This window comes from Streptomyces sp. JH34, from assembly GCF_029428875.1.
GTDB lineage: Bacteria > Actinomycetota > Actinomycetes > Streptomycetales > Streptomycetaceae > Streptomyces.
In genome coordinates this window covers 6,984,931-7,008,580 of sequence record NZ_JAJSOO010000001.1, presented here as the reverse complement: position 1 = coordinate 7,008,580, position 23,650 = coordinate 6,984,931, and the positions used below count along the sequence as shown (strand labels likewise).

Below are 23,650 nucleotides of genomic sequence, written 5' to 3'. Positions count from 1 at the left end.
GAACCCGTGTACCAGCGCACTGTCACCGTCGGCTCCCGCAGCGGCCTGCACGCCCGTCCCGCCTCGCTCTTCGTCCAGGCCGCCATGCGTCAGCCGGTCGCCGTCACCGTCGGACGGGAGGGCAGTGCTCCGGTCGATGCCCGGAGCATGCTGTCGGTGCTCGCGCTGGCCGCTCGGCACGGCGACCTGCTGGTGCTTTCGGCCGTCGGCGAGAGCGCGCCGGACGCCGTCGAGGAGCTGGCCGGCCTGCTGGCCCAGGACCTCGACGGGGAGGGCTTGAAGTGACCGAGGCCTGGGATGCGACGGGAGCGGGCGTCCTGCGGCTGCCCTCGGGGCGGCTGGTCCGCGGGCGCGGGCTGAGACATCCGCTCCCCGCGGGCCCTGAGCCCACGCTCACCGTCCACCTGCTGGGTGGTCCGCCGCCCCCGGTGACGTGGGAGTCCGTGTGGCTGCGCTGGCCCGACTTCCGTCTGCCCGCCGACCGGGCCGCGGCGCTCACCGTGCTGGGTGACGCGTGGCGCCGGGCTCCGGACGAGCGGGTCGAGGTCGCGTGCGGAGGAGGCAGAGGCCGCACGGGTACGGCACTGGCGTGCCTGGCCGTGCTGGACGGGGTCCCTGCGGAGGAAGCTGTCGCGTTCGTCCGCAGGAACTACCACCCCAGGGCCGTGGAAACTCCCTGGCAGCGTCGATATGTGGTGCGTTTCGCGGTGGTGTGAACGGGCTGCCGCGCCGCCCGGACGGATCAGGCCAGCGAGTGCGGAGCAGGAACCGTGGCTCCGCCGCCGGCGCGTACCGCCTCCACGACGCTCTGGTGGAGGGATCTGCTCTCTTCCTCCGATCGGCACGGCACCGGACTGCCGGCCAGGGTGAACCAGTCCGAAGCGCCGCTGTACTGGACGGCGACCTCGGCCTGCCTTTCGGTCCAAGTCGTGTGCACGGTCAGATCACCGCTCACGACACCTACCTCTTCGGTGCGCACTCCGCCGGTTCCCGCGAAGACACCGAGGGTGGTCCACGATGCCCAGTTCATGACGCGTCGCCTTTCGGGACTGTGACAAGCCTGTCAAGCGGACTTGTCTTGAGTATGGCACCGGGAACCATCACTCGCACAGGTGTGCCCGTGAGTATGCGTTCGGTGACGCCGGGCCGCGGGTTCAGGGGTGCATCGACGCGCCTTTGAGGATCTTGTCCACGCCGTTCCGCGGCCCGTACACGGCCAGGCCGACGAGATCCATGTCGTCCCCGCGCACCGCCCGGACCGCGGCCCGGTTGGCCTTGTCGTGTCCGGTCGCGAAGAGGTCGGAGGTGAAGACGGCCAGGGTCGCGCCCCGGCCGAGCGCCCGGCCGTGCGCGGTCGAAAGGAGCTCCTTGGAGCCGGTGAACACGAGCACGGGCTGCCGGAACATCGGCAGGTACCGGGTGTCGTCCGCGTCCGCGTACGGCTCACCGATCACCTCGGGCACCTGCGTCCCCAGACCGCTCACCAGGAAGGCGGTGACATTGAGGCGCTGCCAGGTCTCGAGGTCGTCGCGGAGCAGCACGGCGATCTTGGTGTCGAAGCGTACGGGTGCGTTGTCGTCGGTCATGTCAGGGAGTCTGCCGAGCCGCCCGCCGGCCGTCTTGTACGAAGTTTGCACGTGCCGGAGCACCGTGACGCTCTTGTACGCTCTGTCCATGAGCGCACGTCCGGACATCACCGCCTGGCGTCCGGACGTCGAGGGGATCGACGAGGTCTTCCACGCTCACTTCGCCGACCATGCGTACCCGATGCACACGCATGACGCGTGGACGCTCCTCATCGTCGACGAGGGAATGGTCCGTTACGACCTGGACCGCCACGAGCACGGGGCACCCAGTTCGGTGGTGACACTGCTGCCCCCGCACGTCCCCCACAACGGCGTCGCGGCCACTCCGGGGGGCTTCCGCAAACGCGTCCTGTATCTGGACACCGGGCAGATCGGCGCGGACCTCGTGGGGCACGCGGTCGACCGGCCCGTCCTGCGGGATCCCCGGCTGCGTCACCGGGTGGACCAGCTCCACCGGACGCTCGTACGTCCCGGAGACGAACTGGAGGCCCAGAGTCGTCTCGCTCTCGTGTCCGAGCGTCTCGCCCGGCATCTGCGCGACGAGCCCGCCGCACCCCAGGCACACGACCGCCGGATCGCTTACGCGCTCCGGGACCTGCTCGACGAGCACTTCGTGGAGGGACTGACGCTCCGCGAGGCGGCGGAGAAGCTGCACAGCCACCACACGCACCTGGTACGGGCCTTCAGCCGCGAGTTCGGCATGGCGCCGCACCAGTACCTGACGGGGCGACGCGTCGATCTGGCCCGGCGCCTGCTGCTCGGCGGCATGCGCGTGCCGGAGGTCGCGGCCTCGGCCGGGTTCTACGACCAGTCCCACTTCTCCCGGCACTTCAAGCGTGTGGTCGGCACGAGCCCCGGCCACTACGCGCGTACCGCGGTCGCGTCGCCCCGGACCGTCTAGCGGCGCTCCAGCGCGCCGCGGACGAAAGCGGCCTGACCGGCGTGCTGCAGGTCGTCGGCGACGACACTGACCAGCCGCACGCCGAGGGTCACCGGCGGCGACCACGCGTCGTCCACGACGCGGTCGAGGGACCGGCCGTCCAGTCCTCGTACGAAGGCGAGGGTCTGCTCGTGCACGGCGTCGAAGTAGCCGAGAAGGAGTTCGGCCGACTGCACCTCGACGGACCCCACCTGCGCACTGCTGTGCCCGTAGCCGGTCGAGTCCTTCGCCAGGGGGAGCTCGAAGCGGGACGCCCAGTCCTCGGAGGACCAGACCTGCTCGGTGCCCGCCGCATCGGCGATGTGGTCGTCCTGGACCCGCGTGAGGTGCCACACGAGCCAGGCGACGGAATTCGCGTCCTCGTCGAGCCTGGCGTTGAGGTCCTCGGCCGGGAGACCTTCGACTGCCGCGTGCACCGCTTCATGAATGCGTTCGAACGCATCGGTGAAAATGTCCGCACTGTTCATACGCCCACCATCGCCGGTCCGCGGACAGGGCCCCGCCTGCGACACGCGGCCGTCACGGGCGCACGGTGTGCAGCCACTTCGTCAGCAGGGCGTTGACCTCCTCGGGGCGTTCCTGCTGGATCCAGTGACCGCAGCCTTCCAGGATGTGTGAGGAGACCAGGCCCGGAAGCGTGGTCGGGAAGTCGGCGATGGCGTCGGCCATCCACGTCGTGGAGGAGTCGAGAGCACCGCCGACGAACAGCGCGGGACAGGCGAGTCGGACTCCGTCCCAGGCGGCGAGGTCCTCCCAGTCACGGTCCACGTTCCGGTAGCGGTTGAGCGCGCCGGTCGGGCCCTTCCTCTCGAACTCGGCGCTGTGGACGTCCAGTTCGGCATCCGGAAGCCAGGAAGGCAGGGCGCCGCACGTGAAACGGTCCCGCATGGCCGCTCCGGCGGGCACGAAGAAGGGGCTGTCCGTGCCGGGCGGCGGCATGGTGTCCCCGGAGAGCGAGGTGTAGAACCCTGCCAGCCATCCGCGTACATCGGGTTCGATCTCGGCCTCGGCGCGGCCGGGCTGCTGGAAGTAGCTGACGTAGAACTCCTCGCTCCCACCGATGAGGGCGAAGCCGTCGGTGGGACGGACCTCGCTCCGGGGAGCGTAGGGAACGCTGAGCATGGCCACGGCGGTGAACATGTCGGGGCGCAGCAGCGCGCTGTTCGCCGCGATGGCCGAGCCCCAGTCATGGCCGACGACGATCGCGGTCTCCTCGCCCAGTGCGTGCACGACACCGACGGTGTCGGAGACCAGGGCGGTCATCCGGTAGGCGTCCACGGGTCCGGGAGCGAAGGAACGCCCGTAGCCGCGTACGTCGACGGCCACCGCGCGGTAGCCCGCCGCGGCTACGGCGGACATCTGATGGCGCCAGGAGTACGAGGTCTCGGGGAAGCCGTGGATCATGAGGACGAGGGGGCCGGCCCCCTGTTCGATGAGGTGGATCCGGCCGCCGGGGACGTCCACCATCCGGTGGGACGCCCCGGGGACGGTGGTGGAGGGCTCGGCGGCAGGAGTGGGCTGGGGCATGTCGGTCTCCTGGGGTTCTCCGGGTCTGTCTGTGCGGCCATCATTCGGCCCCATGACACCTTCGGCCAAGAGAACTTGCCGTTACGGCAAAGCCGCCCCTCCGAGGGGGTCAGCGCGGCGGATCGGCGTAGCGGACCGTGACCTTCTCGAATCCGAGGGAGCCGAGCAGTCCCTGGAGCATGGAGGTGGTGTTCTTCTCGGCGCGCTTCGTCAGCCCGCTCTCCTCGGCCGCCTCCCCGATGTGCTGGGCCGCGAGCTTGTTGACCGCCTGCTCGCTGCCGGGGTTGTCGGAGAAGAAGTCGCCGAGCCGGTCGAGGATGCCGCGCTGCTTGGACACGGCGTAGGAACGGTCCGGGTCCAGAGCCGGCTTGCCCAGCACCGCGTGGGGCAGCACGAGTTCGGCCGTGGTCCGCTCCTCGTTCACGGTCACCCCTTCCGCCCCGACCTTGCCGAGGTCGACGGACGCCCCGACGGTGCCCGCGCCGACGTACAGCGTCCGGGTGCCCCGGATGGCGTCGGGCAGGTACTTCGCGTCCTTCTCCAGGTCGACGACGACCTGGAAGTTGCCGGACGCCGCCTCGTACGCGCTCATGTCCTGGATGGACTTGAGCACCGCGGGGCCGGACCGGTCCGTGGTCTTCTCCTCGAAGAGGTCGTCGAGGCCCGGCAGCAGGCTGAGCTTGGAGCCCAGGAGCAGCAGGACCAGTGCCGCGGCACACACTCCGGCGAACGGCAGACACCCGCGCAGCCGGGCACGGCGGCGCGGCGTGCTGCCGGGCCCGGGGTCACCGGTGCTGTCTGTCCTTACGTCAGTGGACGTCATTCCTTCCATGTGACCCGGTCCGTCGTTTTCAGTCCGCCCCAGGACGCCGAATACGCCAGATCCTGTACGGACGGGGCCGGTTGAGCCGCGCCGACGGGGTCCCGGCCGCCGGCTGGACGGCCGGAGCCGGGACCCCTGGTGCTGCGGTCACTCACTCCAGGAGGTCGGCGTACGCCCCCAGGGCCAGTGCGACGTCGGTCTGCGCCCAGAACCGGTGGTAGGTGAAGACCGGGGCGGCTCCGCCGTCCAGATAGGCCTGCACCTTCGGCCAGTTCGGGTCGTCCTCGTAGAACGACCTGATGGAGAGGAACGTCGAGTCCTTGTCGACGGTGTCGCCGTTGGGCATCGCACCCGTCCAGCCGCTCGGGACGTACACCGGGTCGTCGAACCGGTTGTAGTCGGCGCGCGTCTCCGGCACCGCGATCCCCGCGTCGTCCTGGTAGTGGCCCCACATGCCGTCGAGCAGCCCCTTGGCCGTGGCCTTCGCCTCCGCGTCACCGGACTTGGCGGCGTAGTAGGTCAGCGTCCTGGCGTAGGCGCCGGCCACCCCGACGTCGTTGGTGTAGTCGGCGACCGTCACGTGGAGACCGGAGTTGGCGCCGGGGCTCGACGCGTTCCATGTGTCGGGTGCGCCGGACCACTTGAGGGTGGACGGCATGAGATAGGTGCCGTCCGGGTTGATGGTGGTCTCGGACAGTGCCCAGTCGACCCACTTGTCGAGCACTGCCTTGGCCTGGGCGTCACCCGACTCGTGGTAGTACTCGGCGACGCGTTCCATGGACCACGCCTGGAAGCCGAACCACTGGTTGGACGGCGGGTCGTGGTAGACGGGCTTCTCGTCGTAGTACATGCCGTAGAAGGTCGGCGTACCGGCCGGGGGCTGGGCGTAACTTCCCTTCCAGCTGTTGGTCGCACCGCCCGCGATGGCCCCCTCGTCGGACTGGAGCCACTGGTAGAAGTCCATCTGACGGTCCAGGCTCTTGGCCCAGTCCTGCTGTCCCGTGGCCGACTTGGGTTTGAGGTCCGCGACGGAGCTCAGCGCGTAGGCAGCCATCGGGTTCTGGTAGCCCCCGTGGGCGTGGCTGGATCCGATGCGCCAGGACCAGCCCGCCGAGGTGTCGGTGGCACCGCCCCAGGCGTAGTACCAGGACATCAGGTAGTGCGCGCTGTCCTTGCCGCTGCCGGCGGGGCAGGTGGTCGGGCCGACGCAGTTGCCGACCTTCTTGAAGTACTTGTCGAACATGGAGTAGCGGAGGTAGTCGCCCATCTTCGCCGCCTTGCCGACGGTGGCCGAGACCTCACCCGACTTGCCCTGTTCCTTGGCCCAGACGTCGGCCCAGTAGGCGGCCTGCACGGCACGGGCGTCCGCGTCCGGGGCGTTGGTGAACTTCCACTGCTTGGCGTAGGAGGCGTCCCCGGTGAACAGGTCGAGGTAGCCGTTCTTCCCGCCGTAGGTGAAGTTGTCGCAGGTCGGGTGGGTGACGGTCTCCCAGACCGACTCCTGCGAACCGCGCTGGAAGGTGTTGATGTACGACGGCCCGGCCGCGGTGGGGCCGGCAGAGCACTTGCCGGGTGTGTTCCCGTATCCGTAGACGTTGTCGACGTCCTGGATCCAGTGCATCCCGTAGATGTCGTCGGTGCCGTACGCGCTCTTCAGCTCGCCCGCGATCGGGTCCGAGCCGGCGGTGGCCGACCCGTCGAGGACTGCGGGGTACTGGTTCGGTGTGTCGTGCTCGGGCGCGTAGGTCGCGGGCTTCGACGCGTTGTAGAAGGAGTTCGTGGGCTGGTCGGCGTGGGTGGGGATCATGTACTTCTCCATGGTGGCCCACGCGGCGTTGAACTTCGTCCAGTCCCCGGTGATCTTCCCGTACATCGCCTGGAGCCAGATCAGGTAGCTGTACGCCTCCGACGTCGTCTCGTGGCCCTGGTCGGGAGCCTCGACGATCAGCGTCTCCACGGAGTGGTAGGGGATGCCCTCCGAGGAGAAGTAGCCGTTCGCCGGATCCGTGATCTTCCCGTAGAGGTCGAGGAAGCGCGCGTCGTAGTCCTTGGCGGCGGCGAGCTGGGTGACGGTGACCTCGGCCTTGCTGTGCCCGGGGGCCGTCACCGTGAAGGTCGCGGCTCCCGTGCCGGACGCGGCGGCGGTCACCGTGACCTTCTGGGGCGTCGACCAGTTCGACGGCGTGAACGTCAGGCTCGCGCCGCTGGACACGCCGAGCCCGGTGTTGCCCGCGGTGCGCGCCACCGTGGCGGTGACACTCGCGGAGGGCGCGGTGGACAGCGAGACGTTGAAGGTCCCGGACTTGCCCTGCTGCACACCGAGTTGCGCGGGTGTCGCGACGACGGCGGGGCCGGCGACGACGGTGATGCCCGCGGGGGTGGACTCCGCGGACGCGCCGAGGCTGTCGTAGGCCCTGGCATACACCGAGTGCGCACCGGCGGCGAGGCCCTGGGCACTGTAGGTGTACGGGGAGGTGGTGTCGGTGCCCAGCAGAGTCGTGTTGTCGTAGAACTCGACCTTGCTGATCCCTGCCCCGTCCGCGGCTGCCGCGGTGGCTGCCAGCGGCACGGCGTCCCCGGCGGAGAAGACGGCGCCCGCCGCCGGACTCGTGAGGACGGTGATCGGCGGCTGGTGGGCACCCACGCACGCCGTGCCGTTGACGGCGAAGGCGGTGGGAGCGGTGTTGGTGCCGCTGTAGGAGAACTGCGCACCCGTCGTGACGGCGGCGCCCGCGGCGACCGTACCGTTCCAGGCGGCGTTCTTGACGGTGACGTTCCTGCCCGACTGGGACCAGGTCCCGTTCCAGCCGTTGGTGAGCTGCTGGTTGCCGGCGTACGCGTAGGTCAGGGTCCAGCCGTCGATCGCGGAGGAGCTCCTGTTGGTGACGGTGAGTTCGGTGCTGAAGCCCGAACCCCAGTCGTTCGCCCTGTAGTCGACACTGCACTGGACGGCGGCCGCCCGGGCCGGCGTACCGGTTGCGGCGGTCATTCCCAGAGGGAGAGCCAGCGCAGCCACCAATGCGGTCATCAGGCGTCGGTTTCCGGCTCCGGTTCTTCCCGGTCTTCTCGGTAACCACGTTCTTCGTACGCGTCCCGTTGGCATGCGCGGTACCTCCTCGCGGCTCGGCGACATGGGGGTGTGCGGAGTTGAGCACAAGCCTTGAACCAGTGGGAGCGCTCCCAGCATGGGGACGAGGAAAAAGGGAGTCAAGAGACTTGAAGAGTCGAATTATTTCGACGACAAGAGATGCCAACTGGTGTGTTGACCGACACCACTTGACGCTCTAACGTCAAGCCACACCAGTGGGAGCGGTTCCACCAGTCGACGTGCCGTAGGGGGCACGCCCGGTCTGCAAGGAGTCGCTCATGTGTCATCCCCCGCGCTTATCGCACCTGTTCACGCCGCTCCCCGGAGCGGTGCTCGACATGGCCGGCAGCACTTCCGCGGCCATGGGCACGGCTTCCGGATCCGCCGTCGTACGCACGGTGGTCGAACAGCACCGTGCACCCGCGGATCCGCGGATGTCCGGAAGCGGGCACCACGGCCGGCGACGGCACGGACAGGACACGGGCGAACAGCGCGGGCTCGGCGTCAGGCTTTCCGACCGCCGCAGCGCCACCGGGTCACGCACCCGGTGCGTCCAGGCTCGACAGCACTCTCCGCACCAGGGATCCGACCGGCTCCACAGGTCCGCCGGGTCCTCCGTCCCCGTGGACCGACCGCCCCGACCGGGCGTCGGCAGCGACGAGCTCGCCGACCGCACCACCGTGCGGGCCGGCTCCGGAGGGAACGGCCGCCCCCACGCCCCCGAACGAGGAGTACCGGCTTGACCTGACCAGCACGCCGCCGAGGCCCCCGGCATCGGCCACGAGGACCACGGGGGCGCGGGACCACCCGCCAACCGTGGCGCCCACACAACCGCACCGTCCGTGAGACCGGGGTACGTCCGCGTTCCACGCTCTCACCGGCCGGACCGAAGTCCCCTCGCCTTGAGCGGGACCGGCCAGAACATCTGCCCCCACCGGCTCGACCGGCCGGGTGCCGCAGAAGGTTCCACGGCCGGAATCTTCCCCCGGACGGATCCGGAACACCTGGGACCCTTCCACGGCCCGTCCTTCGATCAGCGACCAGCACGGTACCCCCACCCGTACGGAATCGGGCACGCCGCGTTCGCGCGCCCTCTACAGCTGAGGAAACGGAATTCGCATGAGCCGCACGAGCCGCACCAATCTGCGCCGATCCCGCATGGCACTCATAGCCGCGGGAGCACTCGTCGCCGCAGCCGCGGGCTCCGCCGCCGCGGTGGCCCCCTTCGGAGCGTCTGCCGCAGCGGCGGCAGGCTGCACGGTCGACTACAAGATCCAGAACCAGTGGAACGGTGGCCTCACCGCCGCGGTGAGCGTCACCAACAACGGTGCCGCCGTCTCCAGCTGGCAGCTGGAGTGGTCCTTCGCCGGCAGCGAGAAGGTCAGCCAGGGCTGGAACGCCACGGTCTCGCAGAGCGGCGCCGCCGTCACCGCGAAGAGCCTCTCCTACAACGGTGCCCTCGCCACCGGCGGTTCCGCCTCCTTCGGCTTCAACGCGTCGGGCAACGGCAACAGCGCCGTACCCGCGACCTTCAAGCTGAACGGTGTCACCTGCAACGGTGACACGACGGGCCCGACCGACCCGACCGACCCCACGGACCCGCCCACCGATCCGCCCGCGGGCAGTCGCGTCAACAACCCGTACGAGGGCGCCAAGGTCTACGTGAACCCGGAATGGTCGGAGAAGGCCGCCGCCGAACCGGGCGGCAGCCGGGTGTCCAGCCAGCCGACGGGTGTCTGGCTCGACCGGATCGCCGCCATCGAGGGCGCGAACGGCTCGATGGGTCTGCGCGACCACCTGGACGCGGCCCTGACGCAGAAGGGCTCCGGCGAGCTCGTCGTCCAGCTCGTCATCTACAACCTGCCCGGGCGCGACTGCGCGGCGCTCGCCTCCAACGGTGAGCTCGGCCCCACCGAGATCGGCCGCTACAAGACGGAGTACATCGACCCCATCGCGGCGATCCTGGCCGACTCCAAGTACGCCGGACTGCGCATCGTCACCACCGTCGAGATCGACTCCCTGCCGAACCTCGTGACCAACGCGGGCGGCCGCCCCACCGCCACACCCGCCTGTGACGTCATGAAGGCCAACGGCAACTACGTCAAGGGCGTCGGCTACGCACTCAACAAGCTCGGCGACGCGCCGAACGTCTACAACTACATCGACGCGGGCCACCACGGCTGGATCGGCTGGGACGACAACTTCGGAGCGTCCGCCGACATCTTCCACGAGGCCGCGACCGCCGAGGGCGCGACCGTCAACGACGTCCAGGGCTTCATCACCAACACGGCCAACTACAGCGCGCTGAAGGAGACGAACTTCAAGATCGAGGACTCCGTCAACGGGACCTCGGTGCGCCAGTCGAAGTGGGTCGACTGGAACCGTTACACCGACGAGCTGTCCTTCGCCCAGGCCTTCCGCAACGAGCTGGTCTCCGTGGGCTTCGACTCCGGCATCGGCATGCTCATCGACACCTCGCGCAACGGCTGGGGCGGCACGCAGCGGCCGGCCGGCCCGGGGGCCACCACGAGCGTCGACACCTATGTGGACGGCGGTCGTTACGACCGGCGCATCCACCTGGGCAACTGGTGCAACCAGGCCGGAGCCGGACTCGGCGAACGGCCGAAGGCCGCCCCGGAGGCCGGCATCGACGCGTACGTCTGGATGAAGCCCCCGGGGGAGTCGGACGGGTCCAGCAAGGAGATCCCGAACAACGAGGGCAAGGGATTCGACCGGATGTGTGACCCGACCTACACGGGCAACGCCCGCAACAACAACAACATGTCCGGGGCTCTGGGCGACGCCCCGGTCTCCGGAAAGTGGTTCTCCGCCCAGTTCCAGGAGCTCATGAAGAACGCCTACCCGGCGCTCTAGGCTCCGCGTCGACGGGCCCCGGGCGCTCCCCCGCCCGGGCCCTCCCGACGACTGCGCCACCTGTCGAACAGAGCGCGTCCGCGAGCCGTCTGCGCGGACGCGCTCCGGCCTGCGGCGGGCTCGGCCGCGGGCTTCGCCCTGCCCCCGGTCCGGGTCCCGGCCTTCGACGAGGCGGCAGGCTTCGGCTTCGTACCGGAGTTCGCCCCCGCGCCGGGCTTCGCCTTGGACAGGAGCTTCGCCCCGCTCCCGGCCTTCGCCTTGGTTGCGGCCCTCGACTCCGTGTCAGGCTTCGCCTTCTTCCCGTCGCCCGGCTTCGTCCTGGCCGGGGTCCGCGGCGTGGTCCTCGCGGCCTCCACCTCGGACGGTCCGTCGGCGAGCGCGTGATAGTAGTGGCTGACGCGCCGCCCCAGCACCACGTACCCGAGGAGCGCGCCGGCCGTGTTGAGGATGACGTCGTCGACGTCGAAGGCCCGTCCCGCCACGAGCGCGCCCTGCACGAGCTCGACGACCGCGATGACCAGCACGGTGAGCACCGTCATCCGGATCATCCGCAGACGGCGCGGCACCAGGATCGGCAACAGGACGCCGAAGGGCACGCCCAGCAGAAGGTTTCCGCCCGCCTGCTTGCAGGCGGCGAGGAAGGTGTAGTCCTCCGCGTACTGCCTCAGGGAGCGCCCTGGCCTCAGATTGGACGTCACGATGTCCTCCGACGCCGGTGACGGCGTGAGCGTCACCTTCGCCAGAACGACGGAGAACGCCACAAGTGCCATGAATGCCACGGTCACTACTGCCGCACGCAGCAGTCGTCGTCCCATACCTCTGCGTCGTGCACTACGATCCGCCTCTGCTGTCATGGCGGAACGGATGCCCCCAACCCTGTCCGCCACACCCGGTAATCGGGTGCGACGATGGGCGCATGAGCGCACAGGAGAAGGACGACCTACTGGCGGAGGCCGTGAGGCTGCGCGAAGAGGGGCATCCCGAACAGGCCAGGGAACGCCTCCTCTCCCTCACCGCCGCGTTTCCCGACGCGGCGGACGTCGCCTATCAGACCGCCTGGGTCCACGACGTCCTCGGCCTGGAGGCGGAGGCCGTCCCCTACTACGAGCGGAGTCTGCAGGACCACGGGCTCGGCGACGAGGAGCGCAGGGGCGCACTGCTGGGGCTCGGCAGCACCTACCGCGTCCTGGGCAGGTTCGGGCAGGCCGTCGAGACGCTCCGGCGCGGTGTGTCGGAGTTCCCGGACGACGGGGCGCTGCGGACCTTCCTGGCCATGGCGCTGTTCAACACCGGGGAGCATCACGAGGCGATGCAGCTCCTGCTGCGACTGGTCGCGACGACCAGCGACAGTCCCCACGTGCGGCAGTACCGGCCTGCCATCGAGCACTACGCGGCGGATCTCACACAGACGATGTGAGCGCCCTGGCGATCTTTCCAGGCCGGGCCGACCGGATTCGGCGGCGCGTCACGCGGTACGAAAAGAAGCCCCGGCCGGATCGGGGGAATCCAGCCGGGGCAGCTCGTGCGCGGAGGTGAGGGCCGATTGCCGTCAGGCCCTCACGCCCACGTATAGATGAACGATAAACCACCGCCCGCCGTTCCGGAAATCGCCGCCCGGCCGTGTGATCCGCACCACGACCCTGCAGGCCGGAGCACGCCCAGCGGCCACGCGACGGCGATTCAGCCGGCCGTCAGCGGATCTCGCGGAACACGACGTGACGCCCCGCGGCCGGATCGAACTTCCGAAGCTCCAGCCGGTCGGGATCGTTGCGCCGGTTCTTCCGCGTCGCATAGGTATGGCCGGTTCCGGCCGTTGACCGGAGCAGGACGACGGGCCTGGTCTCACTGCGCGCCATGGGACCTCCAGACAGGATCCGACCCCGCCCCCAGGATGGGAATGGGTGTCGTTTTCAGTTCTTGGTCGGCACAACACGTACAGGTGCGCCGCCATTCCCTCGATGGAGCCCCCTCCGGCGCACCAGGATCCGAACGGCCGGTCGACGAACCTCCGACCATCACACCGAACACCTTCTCGACATCCAGGATCGGTGGCACCCGTCCGCGCCCGCCGACGAGCCCGCGCCACCCCGGATACGCCCTGATCCCGACCGGTGCGAGCCGCACGGGTCCGCGTGCGCGGGCGTACGCCGGGCCGCTCACGCCGGTTGACTTGCGTCAACCCCCGCAAGGGGCAAGGGTGTTCGGCGGACCCTCGCTCCACCCAGCCGATGGCATATGCCAGGAGCAAGAACGCATCGAGTGTTGCCAAACCCCTTACGGGGCTCCCGAGCCTGTGCAACAGTCGTGTTCGGTCCACCCCCACGAACCGGCCGTACCGCCTGTATCGGAGTACCAGATGCCGTCCCATCTGTCTGCGGACCGCCCCGCCCCACAACCGCCCGAGCGGCAAGCCGTCGACGCCCTGATCAACCGGACGCGGCTCCTGCGCGGCGATGTGGACGCCGTGCGGCGCGACGCCTCCGTGATCGACGACGACGATCCCCATCTGCGCTGGCAGCGGGCGCTCTGCGACCTCGCCGTCCATCAGCTCGACGACCTCGGCGAGCATCTGGGACAGCTGCGGGACGGCATCCCCGGCAGCGCGACCGGCGAGCCCGCGGGCGGCAGGTCAGTCCGCACACCGGCCGGGCCGCCGACGGGCTCCCTCCTGAGCAGAGTGGGAAGCGCGGAGTGGAATCTGCTCACCGACGAGGTCAGCTGGTCCGACGAACTCTTTCAGATCTTCGGCAGGACGCCTGGAACCGGAGCGCTGTCCCTGGACGAACTGCCGTCGGTGCTCCTCGCGGAGGATCAACCCCTCCTGACGTCCATGGTGACCGACTGCCTGGTCGACGGCCGGCCGATAGACGGCGAATTCCGGATCCTGCTGCCCGACGGCGACATGCGGACGCTGCACATGATGGGCGAACCCGTTCTCGACCCGGACGGCTGCACCGCGTCGATGTGGGCGGTCCTGCGCGATGTGAGCAGGCTGAGGCGCGGTGAGCACCTCGTGGGCAGGACCCAGGACACGATGCGTCATCGGGAGCAGATGGCCCGGGCCGAACACCGGATGGCGGTACAGCTCCAGGAAGCCGTACTGCCGCCGTGGCGGGGCTCGCTGCCGATACCTGGCCGGGGGACGAGCGTTCTGGACATCGCGGCCCATTACCTGCCGTCCGGTTCGAGCGAGCTGATCGGCGGCGACTGGTACGACGCGCTGCCACTCCCGGACGGCAGGACGCTGCTCACCGTCGGGGACCTCACCGGCCACGGGATCCCCGCCACCTCGGCCATGGCGATGCTGCTCGGCGCCCTGCGGGGCATGGCCGTCGCCGGTGTCGACCCGGGCCAGGTCATGGGCCATCTCAACCAGCTGATCGAATGCTCCGCGCAACCCGCTCTGGGCAGCGCCGTGTGCTGCCGCTTCGATCCCGTGACCGGCACCCTCGAGTGGGCGCAGGCAGGCCACCCCGCGCCGCTGCTCTTCCGCAACGGAGTGGGATGCCCCCTGCCCGCGCCGGACGGGGTTCTGCTCGGGGCGACCTCGGGAGTCACCTATGAGCAGGACCGGATGGACCTGCTGCCGGGCGATGTGCTCGTACTCCACACCGACGGACTGACACGGCACAGCGACCGGAACGCCGGTCCGGACATGCTGCTGGGACTGGCGCCTCGGTTCACGCGGGCCCGTACCGCACAGGAATGCGTGCGGATCATGGTCGAGGAGCTCGGTACGGACGAACGGCCCGACGACGCCTGCGTGCTGGTGGCCCGCGTCGAGGCGTGACCAGGACTGCCGGCCGGCCGGAACGCCCCGGACCTCGACCGCCCGTGTGCTGGGCCCGACGGCAGTCGTGCCTCAGACCCGGGAACCTTTGGCCTTCTTGTGGGACGCGCTCGGCGGGAGGGCGCGTTCGATCTCCTCACGCAGGTCCTCGATCTTGGCGTATCCGGCGAACTGGCCGGTGAGCCGGTACATCTCGCGCAGCCGGTCCCAGGTGCGGTGCGAGGACGTCTCCCCCATCGACATCAGGGCGAGCCGTGCGTAGCGGTCGGCCTGTTCGGGGTCGTTGGCGATGAAGCACGCCGAGGCGAGCGAGATGTAGTCGAAGATCTTGGACCGCTGGCGGCCGTTCATCCGCAGATCAAGTGCCTGCTTGGCGTGCCGCTGCGCGGTGGAGGCTGCGCCCGGGTCGTGTTCGGCCAGCGTGCGGAAGGCGAGCGCCTGCATCCCGTGCATGTCCGCCTCGTCGAACATCTGCATCCAACTCGGCGGCGGCACATCGCCCTTGTCCGACACGAAGAGCTCCTCGGCCTCGCCGAGTGTGCGCTTCATGGCCTGCCCGTGCCCCATCGACGCCTGCGCCCAGGCCTCGATGGTGTGCAGCATCGCCCGCGTGCGGGGCAGGGTCTCCTCCCCGGAACCGGTCTTGGCGAGCTTCATCAGGTCCAGGGCGTCGTCCGGCCGGCCCAGGTGGACCATCTGGCGAGCGGCGCGGGAGAGCGCCTCACCCGCGCGTGGACGGTCGCCGCCCTCGCGCGCCGCGTGCGCGGCGATCACGAAGTACTTCTGGGCGGTGGGTTCGAGGCCGACGTCGTGGGACATCCAGCCGGCGAGGACCGCGAGGTTTGCGGCGACGCCCCAGAGGCGGCGCTGCAGGTGCTCGGGGTGGCGGTAGGCGAGCATGCCGCCCACTTCGTTGAGCTGGCCCACGACGGCCTTGCGCTGGAGTCCGCCTCCTCTGGAGGCGTCCCAGGCCCGGAACACCTCGACCGAGTGCTCGAGGGCCGCGATCTCCTCCGAACCTACGGGCGCGGCCTCGTACAGGTCGAAGCCGGCGTTGTCGGCGTACAAGGGGTCGTTGAGACGGGTGGCCCGGGCCGCCGGAGCGGGCTCGGAGTGCAGCCAGTCGTGCATGGCGCCGGTGATGGCTGAGCCGGCGGCGAGCGCGGCGCCCGCGCCCACCAAGCCGCGTCGGTTGAGCATGAGGTCCATTCCCGTGAATTCGGTGAGGACCGCTGCCGTCCGTTCGGGCGCCCACGGCAAGCCGTCGGGATTGTCTTCGGTCCCGGCCTTTCGCCGTTTCCCCACACGCCCGCGCCGGCCGAACCCGAGGTCCTCGATGGTCACGACACGGCCGAGTCGCTCGGTGAACAGAGCCGCCAGCACTTCCGGCACGGGATCGCGGGGGGACTCCCCCATGTCGATCCAGCGCCGGACCCGCGAGGTGTCGGTGGCGAGTTGGAGGTGGCCCATGGCCGCCGCCTGCCTGTTCACCATTCTCGCGAGTTCGCCCTTGGACCAGCCGGCCAGGCCGAACAGGTCGGACAGGCGGGTGTTGGGTTCTCCGGTCACGTCAAGCCCCCAGGTTCTCGGCTGACTTGACCCTAGCCCCCCGGCGGATGCCGGGAGAATATTCGCCAGGGTTCGCCAGGGGGCGCTAGATGTTGTGCCACCCGCGCGCCGGTGTCAGGTAGGAAAGCGCCACCCCGCCCGGCAGCCCTAGGTACTCCCCAGGGTGCCGATCGGCCGTCGGACGGTGCGGCGCAGGCAACTTGTCGGCGCACGAAGGGATCTGTCTCGCCCATGTACACAGCATCGTCCCCCGTGTCCGCCCCGCCCCGGCCGCTTCGTCCTCTGGGGGCGGGTGGCGGGCCGTATCTCGACCCCCGCGCCGCGTCACCGGCGTCCGGTACGGGTCGGACCCGGCGGGCGGCGGGTCCGGGCTCGCAACCGCTCAGTGGCAGGCTGGATTTGTCGGGAGCTCAGGGCGCGCAGCTCCGGATGGCCATCGCCTCGGTGCACCGCATCTGTCCGGAGTTCAATCCGGTGCAGGTGCTGCGACGCAGCGGGCGCTCGGTCCTCGTCGTGGGCACCACCGGCCGCGCGACCGCGGTGGCGAAGTGTTTACTCGATCACTCCCCCGCGTGGACCGAGCGGTTCCGGCACGAAATAGCTGCATACCGTGCCTTCGTCAGGCACCGCCCGCCGGTCCGGGTGCCCCGCCTCATCGCAGCGGACCCGGAGAACTGCACCCTGGTGATCGAGCGGATGCCCGGTCGGGTCGCGGCGCTGACGAGGCATCCGGCGGAGGCGCCGCCCCGCGCGGATCTGCGCGCCGTCCTCGGAGCGGTCAGCCGGGTCAACGCCTGGAGGCCGCCCGCCGGTCTGTTCGACGCACCGCTGGACTACGCCGCACGCATCGCCCACTATCACGAGCTGGGGCTCTTCAGGGACCGTGATCTGGGTGATCTGCAGAAGCTGCTGCACGGTCTGGCCCATGCCGGTGGACGGCAGGGCATGGGGCAGTTCTGCCACGGTGACGCCCTGCTTTCGAACATCCTGCTGCCGCCCACGGGGCCGGTGCTCGTCGACTGGGAGCACGCCGGCTGGTATCTGCCCGGGTACGACCTGGCGACGCTCTGGGCCGTGCTCGGGGACGCACCGTCGTCACGACGCCAGATCAGCCAGCTGGCCCAGGCGTCGGGCGCTGCGGCCCGTGACGCCTTCCTGGTCAACCTCATGATCGTGCTGACGCGGGAGATCCGTACGTACGAGACGGCTGTCCAGCGTGCCATGCGCGAGGGCGCTCCGGCCGGTGGTGGCCAGGCGCGGCAGGGTGTGCTGTCCTCCGGCGAGGAGCAGCGCCTGCTTCTGCGCAGGCTGCACGACGACTGCGCGATGGCCCGGCGGGCCGTGCGCGCGGCGGTGGGTACACGCTGACCACGCCGGATGGACCGGCCTGACGGACGGGGGAAGCGCGCTGCGGGACCGGTGCCGACACACGGGTCCCGCAGCGCGCCGTTTCGCCATGTCAGCGCTCGGTCATGAGCCGGCTCGGACCACGTCCACGTCGGTCGCCTTGACGAAGCCGATGCGGTGGCCGATCTGGACCGTCACGTACTTCTGGGAGCCGCTGAAGTAGGTGTGGTCGTACGGCTTCGAGGCGTCGATCGTCGGCGCGTAGAAGTAGCCGTTGGGGGCTTCGCCACCCCCGGGGAAGGCCTGCCCCGCCTTGATGGTGTAGACGAGTGGGGTGCCCACGGTCGGCTTGACGAAGTCCGTGGGGTACTCGGCCTTCTCCGGGTAGGCCACGCCGTACACCGGCACCTCGGCCTTGCCCTCCTTCGGCCGCACGACACTGCCACGGGTCGGGGTGGTGACCCGGCTCCCGGGCGGGGTGCTGAACCACGCCTTGTCGCCGTACCACCAGATGGCGGTCCAGCCCGGTGCTCTGTCGGCGACGACGGCCTGCTGGGTGGCACTGATCTTGCTGCCCCAGTCCGCGGCGCAGTTCGTCCCCGGCGAGCCGTCGGGGTGCAGCCCCGGGTCGGAGAAGAGCGGCGCGTCAGCGGACGGTTCCGTGTGCAGCGGGACCGCGCTGCTGCCCTGCCGGGGCAGGTCGACGCTCTTCTCGCAGTCGCGGAACTCCTGTTGGTTCCTGGCGAAGTCCGCGCTGACGGTGATCAGTTCGCTGTCCTTGGGGGCGGTGGGCACGGTGGGCGCGCCGAGGAGTGCCATGAAGCGGTTCCAGTCCCAGTAGGGGCCCGGGTCCCAGTGCATGTTCTTGGTTCCGGCTGCGCTGGTGGGTGGCACACCGTCGTGCCCGAGGATGTGCTGCCGGTCGAGTGGGATGTCGTACTTCGCGGCCAGGTGCCGCACCAGTCGTGCGGTGGAACGGTACATCTCGGGGGTGTACCACTTGGCGCCCTCCGCCGCGACGCCCTCCTGCTCGATGCCGATGGAGTGGGTGTTCAGGTACCAGTTGCCCGCCTGCCAGGCGACGTCCTTGTTCCTCACCATCTGTGTGACGTGGCCGTCGGCCGAGCGCACCACGTAGTGGGCGGAGGTCTGGTTGGCCGGGTTCTGGAAGATCTTCAGGGTGGTGTCGTAGTCGACCTCCGTGTCGTGCAGGACGATGAACTTGACGGGGCTGCTGACGGGCCGGTTCGCCGTGTCGTAGTTGCCGTAGGTGTCCTTGTCCTCCGGGTCTCCGGTCTGCTGGTAGGCCGCGGGGACCCAGTCGCAGGCCAGGGTCCGCGGGCACTCCGGTCGTACGGTGTCCGCGCCGGCCGCTGCCGGGGAGAGGAGCGCCACGCCGAGCGCTCCCGCCGTGGTCAGTGCGAGCGCGAGTCTGATCCTCTGCTTCGACGTCATGACAACCCTTCGTGAGCCAGCGGCGGCGGAGCGTTCGCCGGTCGACGCTCCCCGTGTTCCTCGGTCGGCGGTCACTCTGTGGCGGGAGGTGTTGGTGAGTCAAGAGTGCAGTGTGCCGCGGAACCTGAGCTTGTGTGACTATCTCGCGCTGCGCGTGCCCCGGATGGCCGAGGGGTAGTGCTGGCGCCGACAGGACCGGTCCTCGTGGACCGCACCGAGTGCTCGGAAAGGCCGGACGCACATGGCACAGCCCTTCTCACTGCCGGACTTCTACGTGCCGTACCCGGCGCGTCTCAACCCCCATCTGGAGGCGGCCCGTAGTCACACGCGGGAGTGGGCGCGCGGGATGGGGATGCTGGAGGGGTCGGGAATCTGGGAGGAGAAGGACCTCGAGTCCCATGACTACGCGCTGCTCTGCGCGTACACCCATCCCGACTGCTCGTCCGAGGCCCTGTCCCTGGTCACCGACTGGTACGTGTGGGTCTTCTTCTTCGACGACCACTTCCTGGAGCTGTTCAAACGCACTCCGGACCGTGAGGGCGCGAAGAGCTGTCTGGGCCGGCTGCCCGCCTTCATGCCGATGGAGCGGGGCGGGGCGACGCCGGAGCCCGCCAATCCGGTGGAGGCGGGACTGGCGGACCTGTGGGCGAGGACGGTTCCCGCCATGTCGGACGCCTGGCGGGCCCGGTTCGCGGAGTCGACGGAGAATCTGCTCAACGAGTCCTTGTGGGAGCTCTCGAACATCGACGAGGGCAGGATCGCCAATCCCGTCGAGTACATCGAGATGCGGCGCAAGGTGGGCGGCGCCCCGTGGTCGGCGGGCCTGGTGGAGTACGCCGCGAACGCGGAAGTCCCCGCCTCACTGGCGGACGCCCGTCCGCTGAGGGTGCTGCGGGACGCGTTCTCCGACGCGGTGCATCTGCGCAACGACCTCTTCTCGTACCAGCGTGAGGTCGAGGACGAGGGCGAGAACAGCAACGGCGTGCTGGTGCTGGAGAGGTTCCTGAACTGCTCGACCCAGGAGGCGGCGGACGCCGTCAATGATCTGCTGACCTCTCGCCTCCACCAGTTCGAGAACACGGCTCTCACCGAACTTCCGCCCCTCTGCGCGGAGAAGGGTCTGAGCCCCGACGAGACCATCGCGGTCCTCGGGTACGTCAAGGGTCTCCAGGACTGGCAGTCCGGAGGGCACGAGTGGCACTTGCGGTCCAGCCGCTACATGAACGGCGGGGCCCCGGCCACCCAGGCCCTGTCCGGTTTCGGGATGGCCGCCGCGTCCATCCGCCTCACCCCCCGCTCGGAGTCGGCACGGTTCCGCGGCCACGCCCACGTCCCGTTCCAGCGCGTGGGGCCGTCCTTGCTGCCGGACTTCGAGATGCCGTTCACCACCACGCCGAGCCCGCATCTGGGCGGGGCACGGGTGCGGATCGTGGAGTGGTCACGGCGTATGGGGCTGCTGGACGCGCAGCCCGGCGTGCCGGGTTCGCACATCTGGGACGAGGAACGGCTGATCGCGACGGATCTGCCGCTGTGCGCGGCGGGCCTGCACCCCGACGCGACACCGGAGGAGCTGGACCTGTCGTCGGGGTGGCTGACCTGGGGGACGTACGGCGACGACTGGTTCCCGGTGGTGCACGGCCGGGCCCGTGATCTGGCGGGGGCACGGCTCGCCAACGAGCGGCTGTCGCTCTTCATGCCGCTCGTCGGGACCTCCGTGCCCGAGCCGGTCAACGCGCTGGAACGAGGGCTGGCCGACCTCTGGGGGCGGACGGCGGGACCGATGGACGAGGCTGCGCGGCGCACGTTCCGGGATGCCGTGGAATCGATGACCGCGAGCTGGCTGTGGGAGCTGGCGAACCAGGCGCAGAACCGGGTTCCCGACCCGGTGGACTACATGGAGATGCGCCGTGCCACGTTCGGTTCGGACCTCACGATGAGCCTGTGCCGGCTGGGACACGGCAGGAAGGTGCCTGACGAGGTCTACCGCAGTGGTCCGCTGCGGTCCCTGGAGAACGCGGCGGCCGACTACGCGTGCCTGCTCAACGACCTGTTCTCCTACCAGAAGGAGATCGAGTACGAGGGCGAGGTGCACAACGGGGTCCTGGTCGTGCAGAACTTCTTCGGGGTGGACTACCCGACGGGGGTGGCGATCGTGCACGACCTGATGAAGGGGCGGATGCAGCAGTTCCAGCATGTTGCCGAGCACGAACTACCGGTGCTGTACGACGACTTCGGCCTGGACGCCGAGGCCCGGGAGACGCTGGCGGGCTATGTGCTGGAGCTCAGGCACTGGCTGGCGGGCATCCTGACCTGGCACCGGCACTGCCGGCGCTACCGCGAGGAGGATCTGCGGAGGGGTACCGGCGCCCCGTGGCGCCTCAAAGGGCCCACGGGGTTCGGGACGTCGGCTGCCCAGGTGATCCGGACGCTGAGCGAGCAGGGACGTTTCAGCCCTGCTGGAACAGTTCGGCGGGCAGGGGTTTGAGCAGTGCGTACAGGTCGTCGGTGATCGGCCGGTCCCAGCTGGCGATGGTGACGAGCACGCCGTCGCTCCGGTCGAACTGGACGCAGGAGATCCGGCTCTCGGAGAGCTTGACGCGGCGCACGATCAGCAGGCTGTCGCCCTGCATGACCGGCACGTTTTCCGTGCCGGTCACCTCGACCGGCTCGTCGTTCTCGAGGGCGAGGAGGAGCTGGGCGACCTCGAACGGAACCTGGCCCTCCTCGGTCTCGCGGGCCGGTGAGCCCTCCGGAAGATTACCGATGATCATCGCGGGGCCGCGGCCGCCGAACAGGTCGTAGCGCAGGAACACGCCCTGACAGCTCCCGTCGGGAGCGGGGAGCAGACCGGCGCCGAGGTTGCCGGGCCAGTCCCCCGGGTCCATGGCCAGGACGTCGAAGTCCGGGCCCGCGGGTGTGGCGGCGCTACGGCGGCGGAGGAAGGACATGGTGCCATGTTACGTGTCCCGGCTCACGTCTCGGAGCCGGGCACTGCTAGCCGGACTCCGCGGCCAGCGCTTCCAGCACACGGACCGCCTCGGCCGCACGCGCGTACGGAACGAAGAGGTGGTCGTGGTGGTATCCGGCCACCACGTTGCAGCTGATCCCCGCGTCCGTGAGGGCGAGGGAGACGGCCGCGGTCAGTCCGACGGCGTCCAGTGCCGAGTGCACGCGGAGCGTGATCCAGCCGGCGACGAACCCGTACGGCAGTCCCGCCTCCACGGCCTGCGCCTCGGGCACCACGAGCGTCAGCCCCTCCCGCTCGGAGACGGTGACCACCGGGGTGACACCGGCGGGCATCTCTCCGGCGGACGTCCTTCCGGTGGACGTCCCTCCGGTGGGCAGGGTGGCGTAGACATAGCGGCCGGGCATCAGCTCCGGCCGCATGCCGTGCAGCAGTTCCCTGAGATCGCGCTCGCCCGTCATGGGACCACGCTACGGCCACCCGGACGCGCCCGCGCCCCGGCGGGAACACGGGCGCGCGTAAGCCATTCAGGCACGCCATGTATCCGTACGCTCACCTTGCGTGGCACCCGCGGTTGTTCGCCCATAGCTTCGGCTCATGAGGAAAAGACACATGAAATGCCTGGCGGGGATCACCCTCTCCACAGCCACGGCCCTGGGTCTCGCGGCCGTCCCCTCGGCCGCGGCCGGATCCGGTCGCCTCGTGGTGCGCCCGGGCGATTCCATCCAGAGCGCGGTGGACGCCGCCCGCCCGGGTGCCACCATCGTGATCCTGCCCGGCACCTACCGCGAGAGCGTCCTGATCACCAAGCCGGGCCTGACCCTGCTCGGCACCCGTGGCCGCACGGTCGTCGCACCACCGGCCGCCGACGGCGCCAAGGCGGCCAACGCCTGCGCCACCGGCGGAAACGGCATCTGCGTCATCGGGACCAAGGGCCACACCGTCGACGACGTCAGCATCCGCTCGCTGACCGTCTCCGGCTTCGACAAGAGCGGCATCTGGGCGTCCTGGACCGACGGACTCAGCGTCCGCAAGGTCACCGCCCGGAGCAACGGAACCTGGGGCATCGCCCAGGAGCGGTCGACCCGTGGTGAATTCCGGCGCAACACCGCCACCGGTAACGGGGACGCGGGCATCTTCATCGCCAATTCGGTCAGCGAGGAGGGCGGAGCGACCGACACCGGAGGGACGCTCGTCCTGGACAACTCCGTGAGCGGCAACCGCATCGGTGTCACGGCCCGTCGGGTGAGGAACCTCGTCATCGACGGCAACCTCCTGACCGGCAACTGCAGCGGGGTCTTCGTCGTGGGTGACGAGTCCAAGCCCGCGGCGGGGGCGATGACGATCAGCGGCAACCGGATCCTCGAGAACAACAAGTTCTGTCCGGCGACTCCGCGGCTGTCCGCGATCCAGGGATCCGGCATCGTGCTGACCGGCAGCGAGGGCACGGACGTCCGTTCCAACATCATCCGGGACAACGTCGGCTCGACCCCGCTCTCCGGCGGCATCCTGCTGTTCAAGAGCTTCGTGGGCGCGCTGAACACCGACAACACCATCAGCCGCAACCTCGTCCAGGGCAACAAGCCGGCCGACCTGGCCGACCGCGACACCGCGGGCACGGGCAACACCTTCGCCGGCAACACCTGCGGGACGTCCGTCCCCGCCGGGATGTGTGCCGGATGACGG

General features: G+C 69.7%; 21 protein-coding genes. 9 read left to right on the top strand and 12 right to left on the bottom strand.

Annotated elements, in window-relative coordinates; all coding sequences use genetic code 11:
* The first annotated feature begins 6 nt into the window (after positions 1-6).
* Positions 7-285, top strand: a complete 279-nt coding sequence (locus LWJ43_RS31450) for an HPr family phosphocarrier protein (protein ID WP_277335565.1) — start codon at positions 7-9, stop codon at positions 283-285.
* Positions 282-716 carry a protein-tyrosine phosphatase family protein gene (locus tag LWJ43_RS31445; protein WP_277335564.1) on the top strand — a complete coding sequence of 145 codons (435 nt, stop codon included), beginning with the start codon at positions 282-284 and terminating at the stop codon, positions 714-716. The genes LWJ43_RS31450 and LWJ43_RS31445 overlap by 4 nt, the downstream gene beginning before the upstream one ends.
* Before the next feature lie 26 nt (positions 717-742).
* Here LWJ43_RS31445 and LWJ43_RS31440 read toward each other — a convergent pair whose 3' ends face one another.
* Complete coding sequence (locus LWJ43_RS31440) at positions 743-1,030, bottom strand: hypothetical protein (RefSeq protein WP_014158031.1); 288 nt, start codon at positions 1,028-1,030, stop codon at positions 743-745.
* A gap of 124 nt (positions 1,031-1,154) precedes the next feature.
* Positions 1,155-1,586 (bottom strand): DUF2000 domain-containing protein, encoded by a 432-nt coding sequence (locus LWJ43_RS31435; protein ID WP_277335563.1) that lies wholly within the window; start codon positions 1,584-1,586, stop codon positions 1,155-1,157.
* Between the two features lie 88 nt (positions 1,587-1,674).
* On the opposite strand from LWJ43_RS31435, the gene LWJ43_RS31430 reads away from it, so the two are divergent.
* Positions 1,675-2,487 carry a helix-turn-helix transcriptional regulator gene (locus LWJ43_RS31430; protein WP_277335562.1) on the top strand — a complete coding sequence of 271 codons (813 nt, stop codon included), beginning with the start codon at positions 1,675-1,677 and terminating at the stop codon, positions 2,485-2,487.
* On the opposite strand, the gene LWJ43_RS31425 is transcribed toward LWJ43_RS31430, so the two are convergent.
* The 4 genes from LWJ43_RS31425 to LWJ43_RS31410 form a co-directional block, all read right to left on the bottom strand.
* Positions 2,484-2,993, bottom strand: coding sequence for a mycothiol transferase (locus LWJ43_RS31425; protein ID WP_277335561.1), 510 nt, complete (start codon positions 2,991-2,993; stop codon positions 2,484-2,486). The two genes, LWJ43_RS31430 and LWJ43_RS31425, sit on opposite strands and share 4 nt — an antisense overlap.
* Before the next feature lie 52 nt (positions 2,994-3,045).
* Positions 3,046-4,053, bottom strand: a complete 1,008-nt coding sequence (locus tag LWJ43_RS31420) for an alpha/beta fold hydrolase (RefSeq protein WP_277335560.1) — start codon at positions 4,051-4,053, stop codon at positions 3,046-3,048.
* Between the two features lie 109 nt (positions 4,054-4,162).
* On the bottom strand, positions 4,163-4,876 hold the full coding sequence (locus LWJ43_RS31415; protein ID WP_277335559.1) for a DUF4230 domain-containing protein: 714 nt from the start codon (positions 4,874-4,876) through the stop codon (positions 4,163-4,165).
* Positions 4,877-5,027: 151 nt separating this feature from the next.
* Positions 5,028-7,904, bottom strand: coding sequence for a glycoside hydrolase family 48 protein (locus LWJ43_RS31410; protein WP_277335558.1), 2,877 nt, complete (start codon positions 7,902-7,904; stop codon positions 5,028-5,030).
* A 1,179-nt stretch (positions 7,905-9,083) separates the two neighbouring features.
* On the opposite strand from LWJ43_RS31410, the gene LWJ43_RS31405 reads away from it, so the two are divergent.
* The gene (locus tag LWJ43_RS31405; RefSeq protein ID WP_277335557.1) at positions 9,084-10,838 is read left to right on the top strand and encodes a glycoside hydrolase family 6 protein; all 1,755 of its coding nucleotides are present in this window, start codon (positions 9,084-9,086) and stop codon (positions 10,836-10,838) included.
* On the opposite strand, the gene LWJ43_RS31400 is transcribed toward LWJ43_RS31405, so the two are convergent.
* On the bottom strand, positions 10,835-11,692 hold the full coding sequence (locus LWJ43_RS31400) for a VanZ family protein (RefSeq protein ID WP_462100925.1): 858 nt from the start codon (positions 11,690-11,692) through the stop codon (positions 10,835-10,837). The two genes, LWJ43_RS31405 and LWJ43_RS31400, sit on opposite strands and share 4 nt — an antisense overlap.
* A 62-nt stretch (positions 11,693-11,754) precedes the next feature.
* Between LWJ43_RS31400 and LWJ43_RS31395 the strand changes: the two genes are divergently transcribed.
* Complete coding sequence (locus LWJ43_RS31395) at positions 11,755-12,255, top strand: tetratricopeptide repeat protein (RefSeq protein ID WP_277335555.1); 501 nt, start codon at positions 11,755-11,757, stop codon at positions 12,253-12,255.
* A gap of 274 nt (positions 12,256-12,529) precedes the next feature.
* Here the strand turns inward: LWJ43_RS31395 and rpmG are convergent, their stop codons facing one another.
* The gene (gene rpmG, locus LWJ43_RS31390; protein ID WP_277335554.1) at positions 12,530-12,694 is read right to left on the bottom strand and encodes a 50S ribosomal protein L33; all 165 of its coding nucleotides are present in this window, start codon (positions 12,692-12,694) and stop codon (positions 12,530-12,532) included.
* Positions 12,695-13,194: 500 nt separating this feature from the next.
* Here rpmG and LWJ43_RS31385 point away from each other — a divergent pair, with 500 nt between their 5' ends.
* Positions 13,195-14,628, top strand: coding sequence for a PP2C family protein-serine/threonine phosphatase (locus tag LWJ43_RS31385; RefSeq protein ID WP_277335553.1), 1,434 nt, complete (start codon positions 13,195-13,197; stop codon positions 14,626-14,628).
* A 72-nt stretch (positions 14,629-14,700) separates the two neighbouring features.
* On the opposite strand, the gene LWJ43_RS31380 is transcribed toward LWJ43_RS31385, so the two are convergent.
* The gene (locus LWJ43_RS31380) at positions 14,701-16,197 is read right to left on the bottom strand and encodes a DNA-binding protein NsdB (protein WP_277335552.1); all 1,497 of its coding nucleotides are present in this window, start codon (positions 16,195-16,197) and stop codon (positions 14,701-14,703) included.
* Positions 16,198-16,428: 231 nt separating this feature from the next.
* On the opposite strand from LWJ43_RS31380, the gene LWJ43_RS31375 reads away from it, so the two are divergent.
* Positions 16,429-17,565 carry an aminoglycoside phosphotransferase family protein gene (locus LWJ43_RS31375; RefSeq protein WP_277335551.1) on the top strand — a complete coding sequence of 379 codons (1,137 nt, stop codon included), beginning with the start codon at positions 16,429-16,431 and terminating at the stop codon, positions 17,563-17,565.
* A gap of 102 nt (positions 17,566-17,667) precedes the next feature.
* Here the strand turns inward: LWJ43_RS31375 and LWJ43_RS31370 are convergent, their stop codons facing one another.
* Positions 17,668-18,999: an N-acetylmuramoyl-L-alanine amidase gene (locus LWJ43_RS31370; RefSeq protein WP_277335550.1), complete on the bottom strand. Its 1,332-nt coding sequence runs from the start codon at positions 18,997-18,999 to the stop codon at positions 17,668-17,670.
* A gap of 241 nt (positions 19,000-19,240) precedes the next feature.
* Here LWJ43_RS31370 and LWJ43_RS31365 point away from each other — a divergent pair, with 241 nt between their 5' ends.
* Positions 19,241-21,484: a terpene synthase family protein gene (locus LWJ43_RS31365; protein ID WP_277335549.1), complete on the top strand. Its 2,244-nt coding sequence runs from the start codon at positions 19,241-19,243 to the stop codon at positions 21,482-21,484.
* On the opposite strand, the gene LWJ43_RS31360 is transcribed toward LWJ43_RS31365, so the two are convergent.
* Positions 21,447-21,947 (bottom strand): hypothetical protein, encoded by a 501-nt coding sequence (locus LWJ43_RS31360; RefSeq protein ID WP_277335548.1) that lies wholly within the window; start codon positions 21,945-21,947, stop codon positions 21,447-21,449. The two genes, LWJ43_RS31365 and LWJ43_RS31360, sit on opposite strands and share 38 nt — an antisense overlap.
* A gap of 46 nt (positions 21,948-21,993) precedes the next feature.
* On the bottom strand, positions 21,994-22,425 hold the full coding sequence (locus tag LWJ43_RS31355; protein WP_277335547.1) for an ACT domain-containing protein: 432 nt from the start codon (positions 22,423-22,425) through the stop codon (positions 21,994-21,996).
* 136 nt (positions 22,426-22,561) lie between these two features.
* Between LWJ43_RS31355 and LWJ43_RS31350 the strand changes: the two genes are divergently transcribed.
* Entirely contained in the window at positions 22,562-23,647 is a 1,086-nt protein-coding gene (locus tag LWJ43_RS31350) for a right-handed parallel beta-helix repeat-containing protein (protein WP_277335546.1), read from the top strand.
* Positions 23,648-23,650: the final 3 nt, after the last annotated feature.

Coding starts and splice junctions, on each gene's coding strand:
- LWJ43_RS31440 (WP_014158031.1), bottom strand. CDS start 1,030: ATGAACTGGGCATCGTGGACCACCCTCGGTGTCTTCGCGGGAACCGGC.
- LWJ43_RS31435 (WP_277335563.1), bottom strand. CDS start 1,586: ATGACCGACGACAACGCACCCGTACGCTTCGACACCAAGATCGCCGTG.
- LWJ43_RS31430 (WP_277335562.1), top strand. CDS start 1,675: ATGAGCGCACGTCCGGACATCACCGCCTGGCGTCCGGACGTCGAGGGG.
- LWJ43_RS31425 (WP_277335561.1), bottom strand. CDS start 2,993: ATGAACAGTGCGGACATTTTCACCGATGCGTTCGAACGCATTCATGAA.
- LWJ43_RS31420 (WP_277335560.1), bottom strand. CDS start 4,053: ATGCCCCAGCCCACTCCTGCCGCCGAGCCCTCCACCACCGTCCCCGGG.
- LWJ43_RS31415 (WP_277335559.1), bottom strand. CDS start 4,876: ATGACGTCCACTGACGTAAGGACAGACAGCACCGGTGACCCCGGGCCC.
- LWJ43_RS31410 (WP_277335558.1), bottom strand. CDS start 7,904: ATGACCGCATTGGTGGCTGCGCTGGCTCTCCCTCTGGGAATGACCGCC.
- LWJ43_RS31405 (WP_277335557.1), top strand. CDS start 9,084: ATGAGCCGCACGAGCCGCACCAATCTGCGCCGATCCCGCATGGCACTC.
- LWJ43_RS31400 (WP_462100925.1), bottom strand. CDS start 11,692: ATGACAGCAGAGGCGGATCGTAGTGCACGACGCAGAGGTATGGGACGA.
- LWJ43_RS31395 (WP_277335555.1), top strand. CDS start 11,755: ATGAGCGCACAGGAGAAGGACGACCTACTGGCGGAGGCCGTGAGGCTG.
- rpmG (WP_277335554.1), bottom strand. CDS start 12,694: ATGGCGCGCAGTGAGACCAGGCCCGTCGTCCTGCTCCGGTCAACGGCC.
- LWJ43_RS31385 (WP_277335553.1), top strand. CDS start 13,195: ATGCCGTCCCATCTGTCTGCGGACCGCCCCGCCCCACAACCGCCCGAG.
- LWJ43_RS31375 (WP_277335551.1), top strand. CDS start 16,429: ATGTACACAGCATCGTCCCCCGTGTCCGCCCCGCCCCGGCCGCTTCGT.
- LWJ43_RS31370 (WP_277335550.1), bottom strand. CDS start 18,999: ATGACGTCGAAGCAGAGGATCAGACTCGCGCTCGCACTGACCACGGCG.
- LWJ43_RS31365 (WP_277335549.1), top strand. CDS start 19,241: ATGGCACAGCCCTTCTCACTGCCGGACTTCTACGTGCCGTACCCGGCG.
- LWJ43_RS31360 (WP_277335548.1), bottom strand. CDS start 21,947: ATGTCCTTCCTCCGCCGCCGTAGCGCCGCCACACCCGCGGGCCCGGAC.
- LWJ43_RS31355 (WP_277335547.1), bottom strand. CDS start 22,425: ATGACGGGCGAGCGCGATCTCAGGGAACTGCTGCACGGCATGCGGCCG.
- LWJ43_RS31350 (WP_277335546.1), top strand. CDS start 22,562: ATGAGGAAAAGACACATGAAATGCCTGGCGGGGATCACCCTCTCCACA.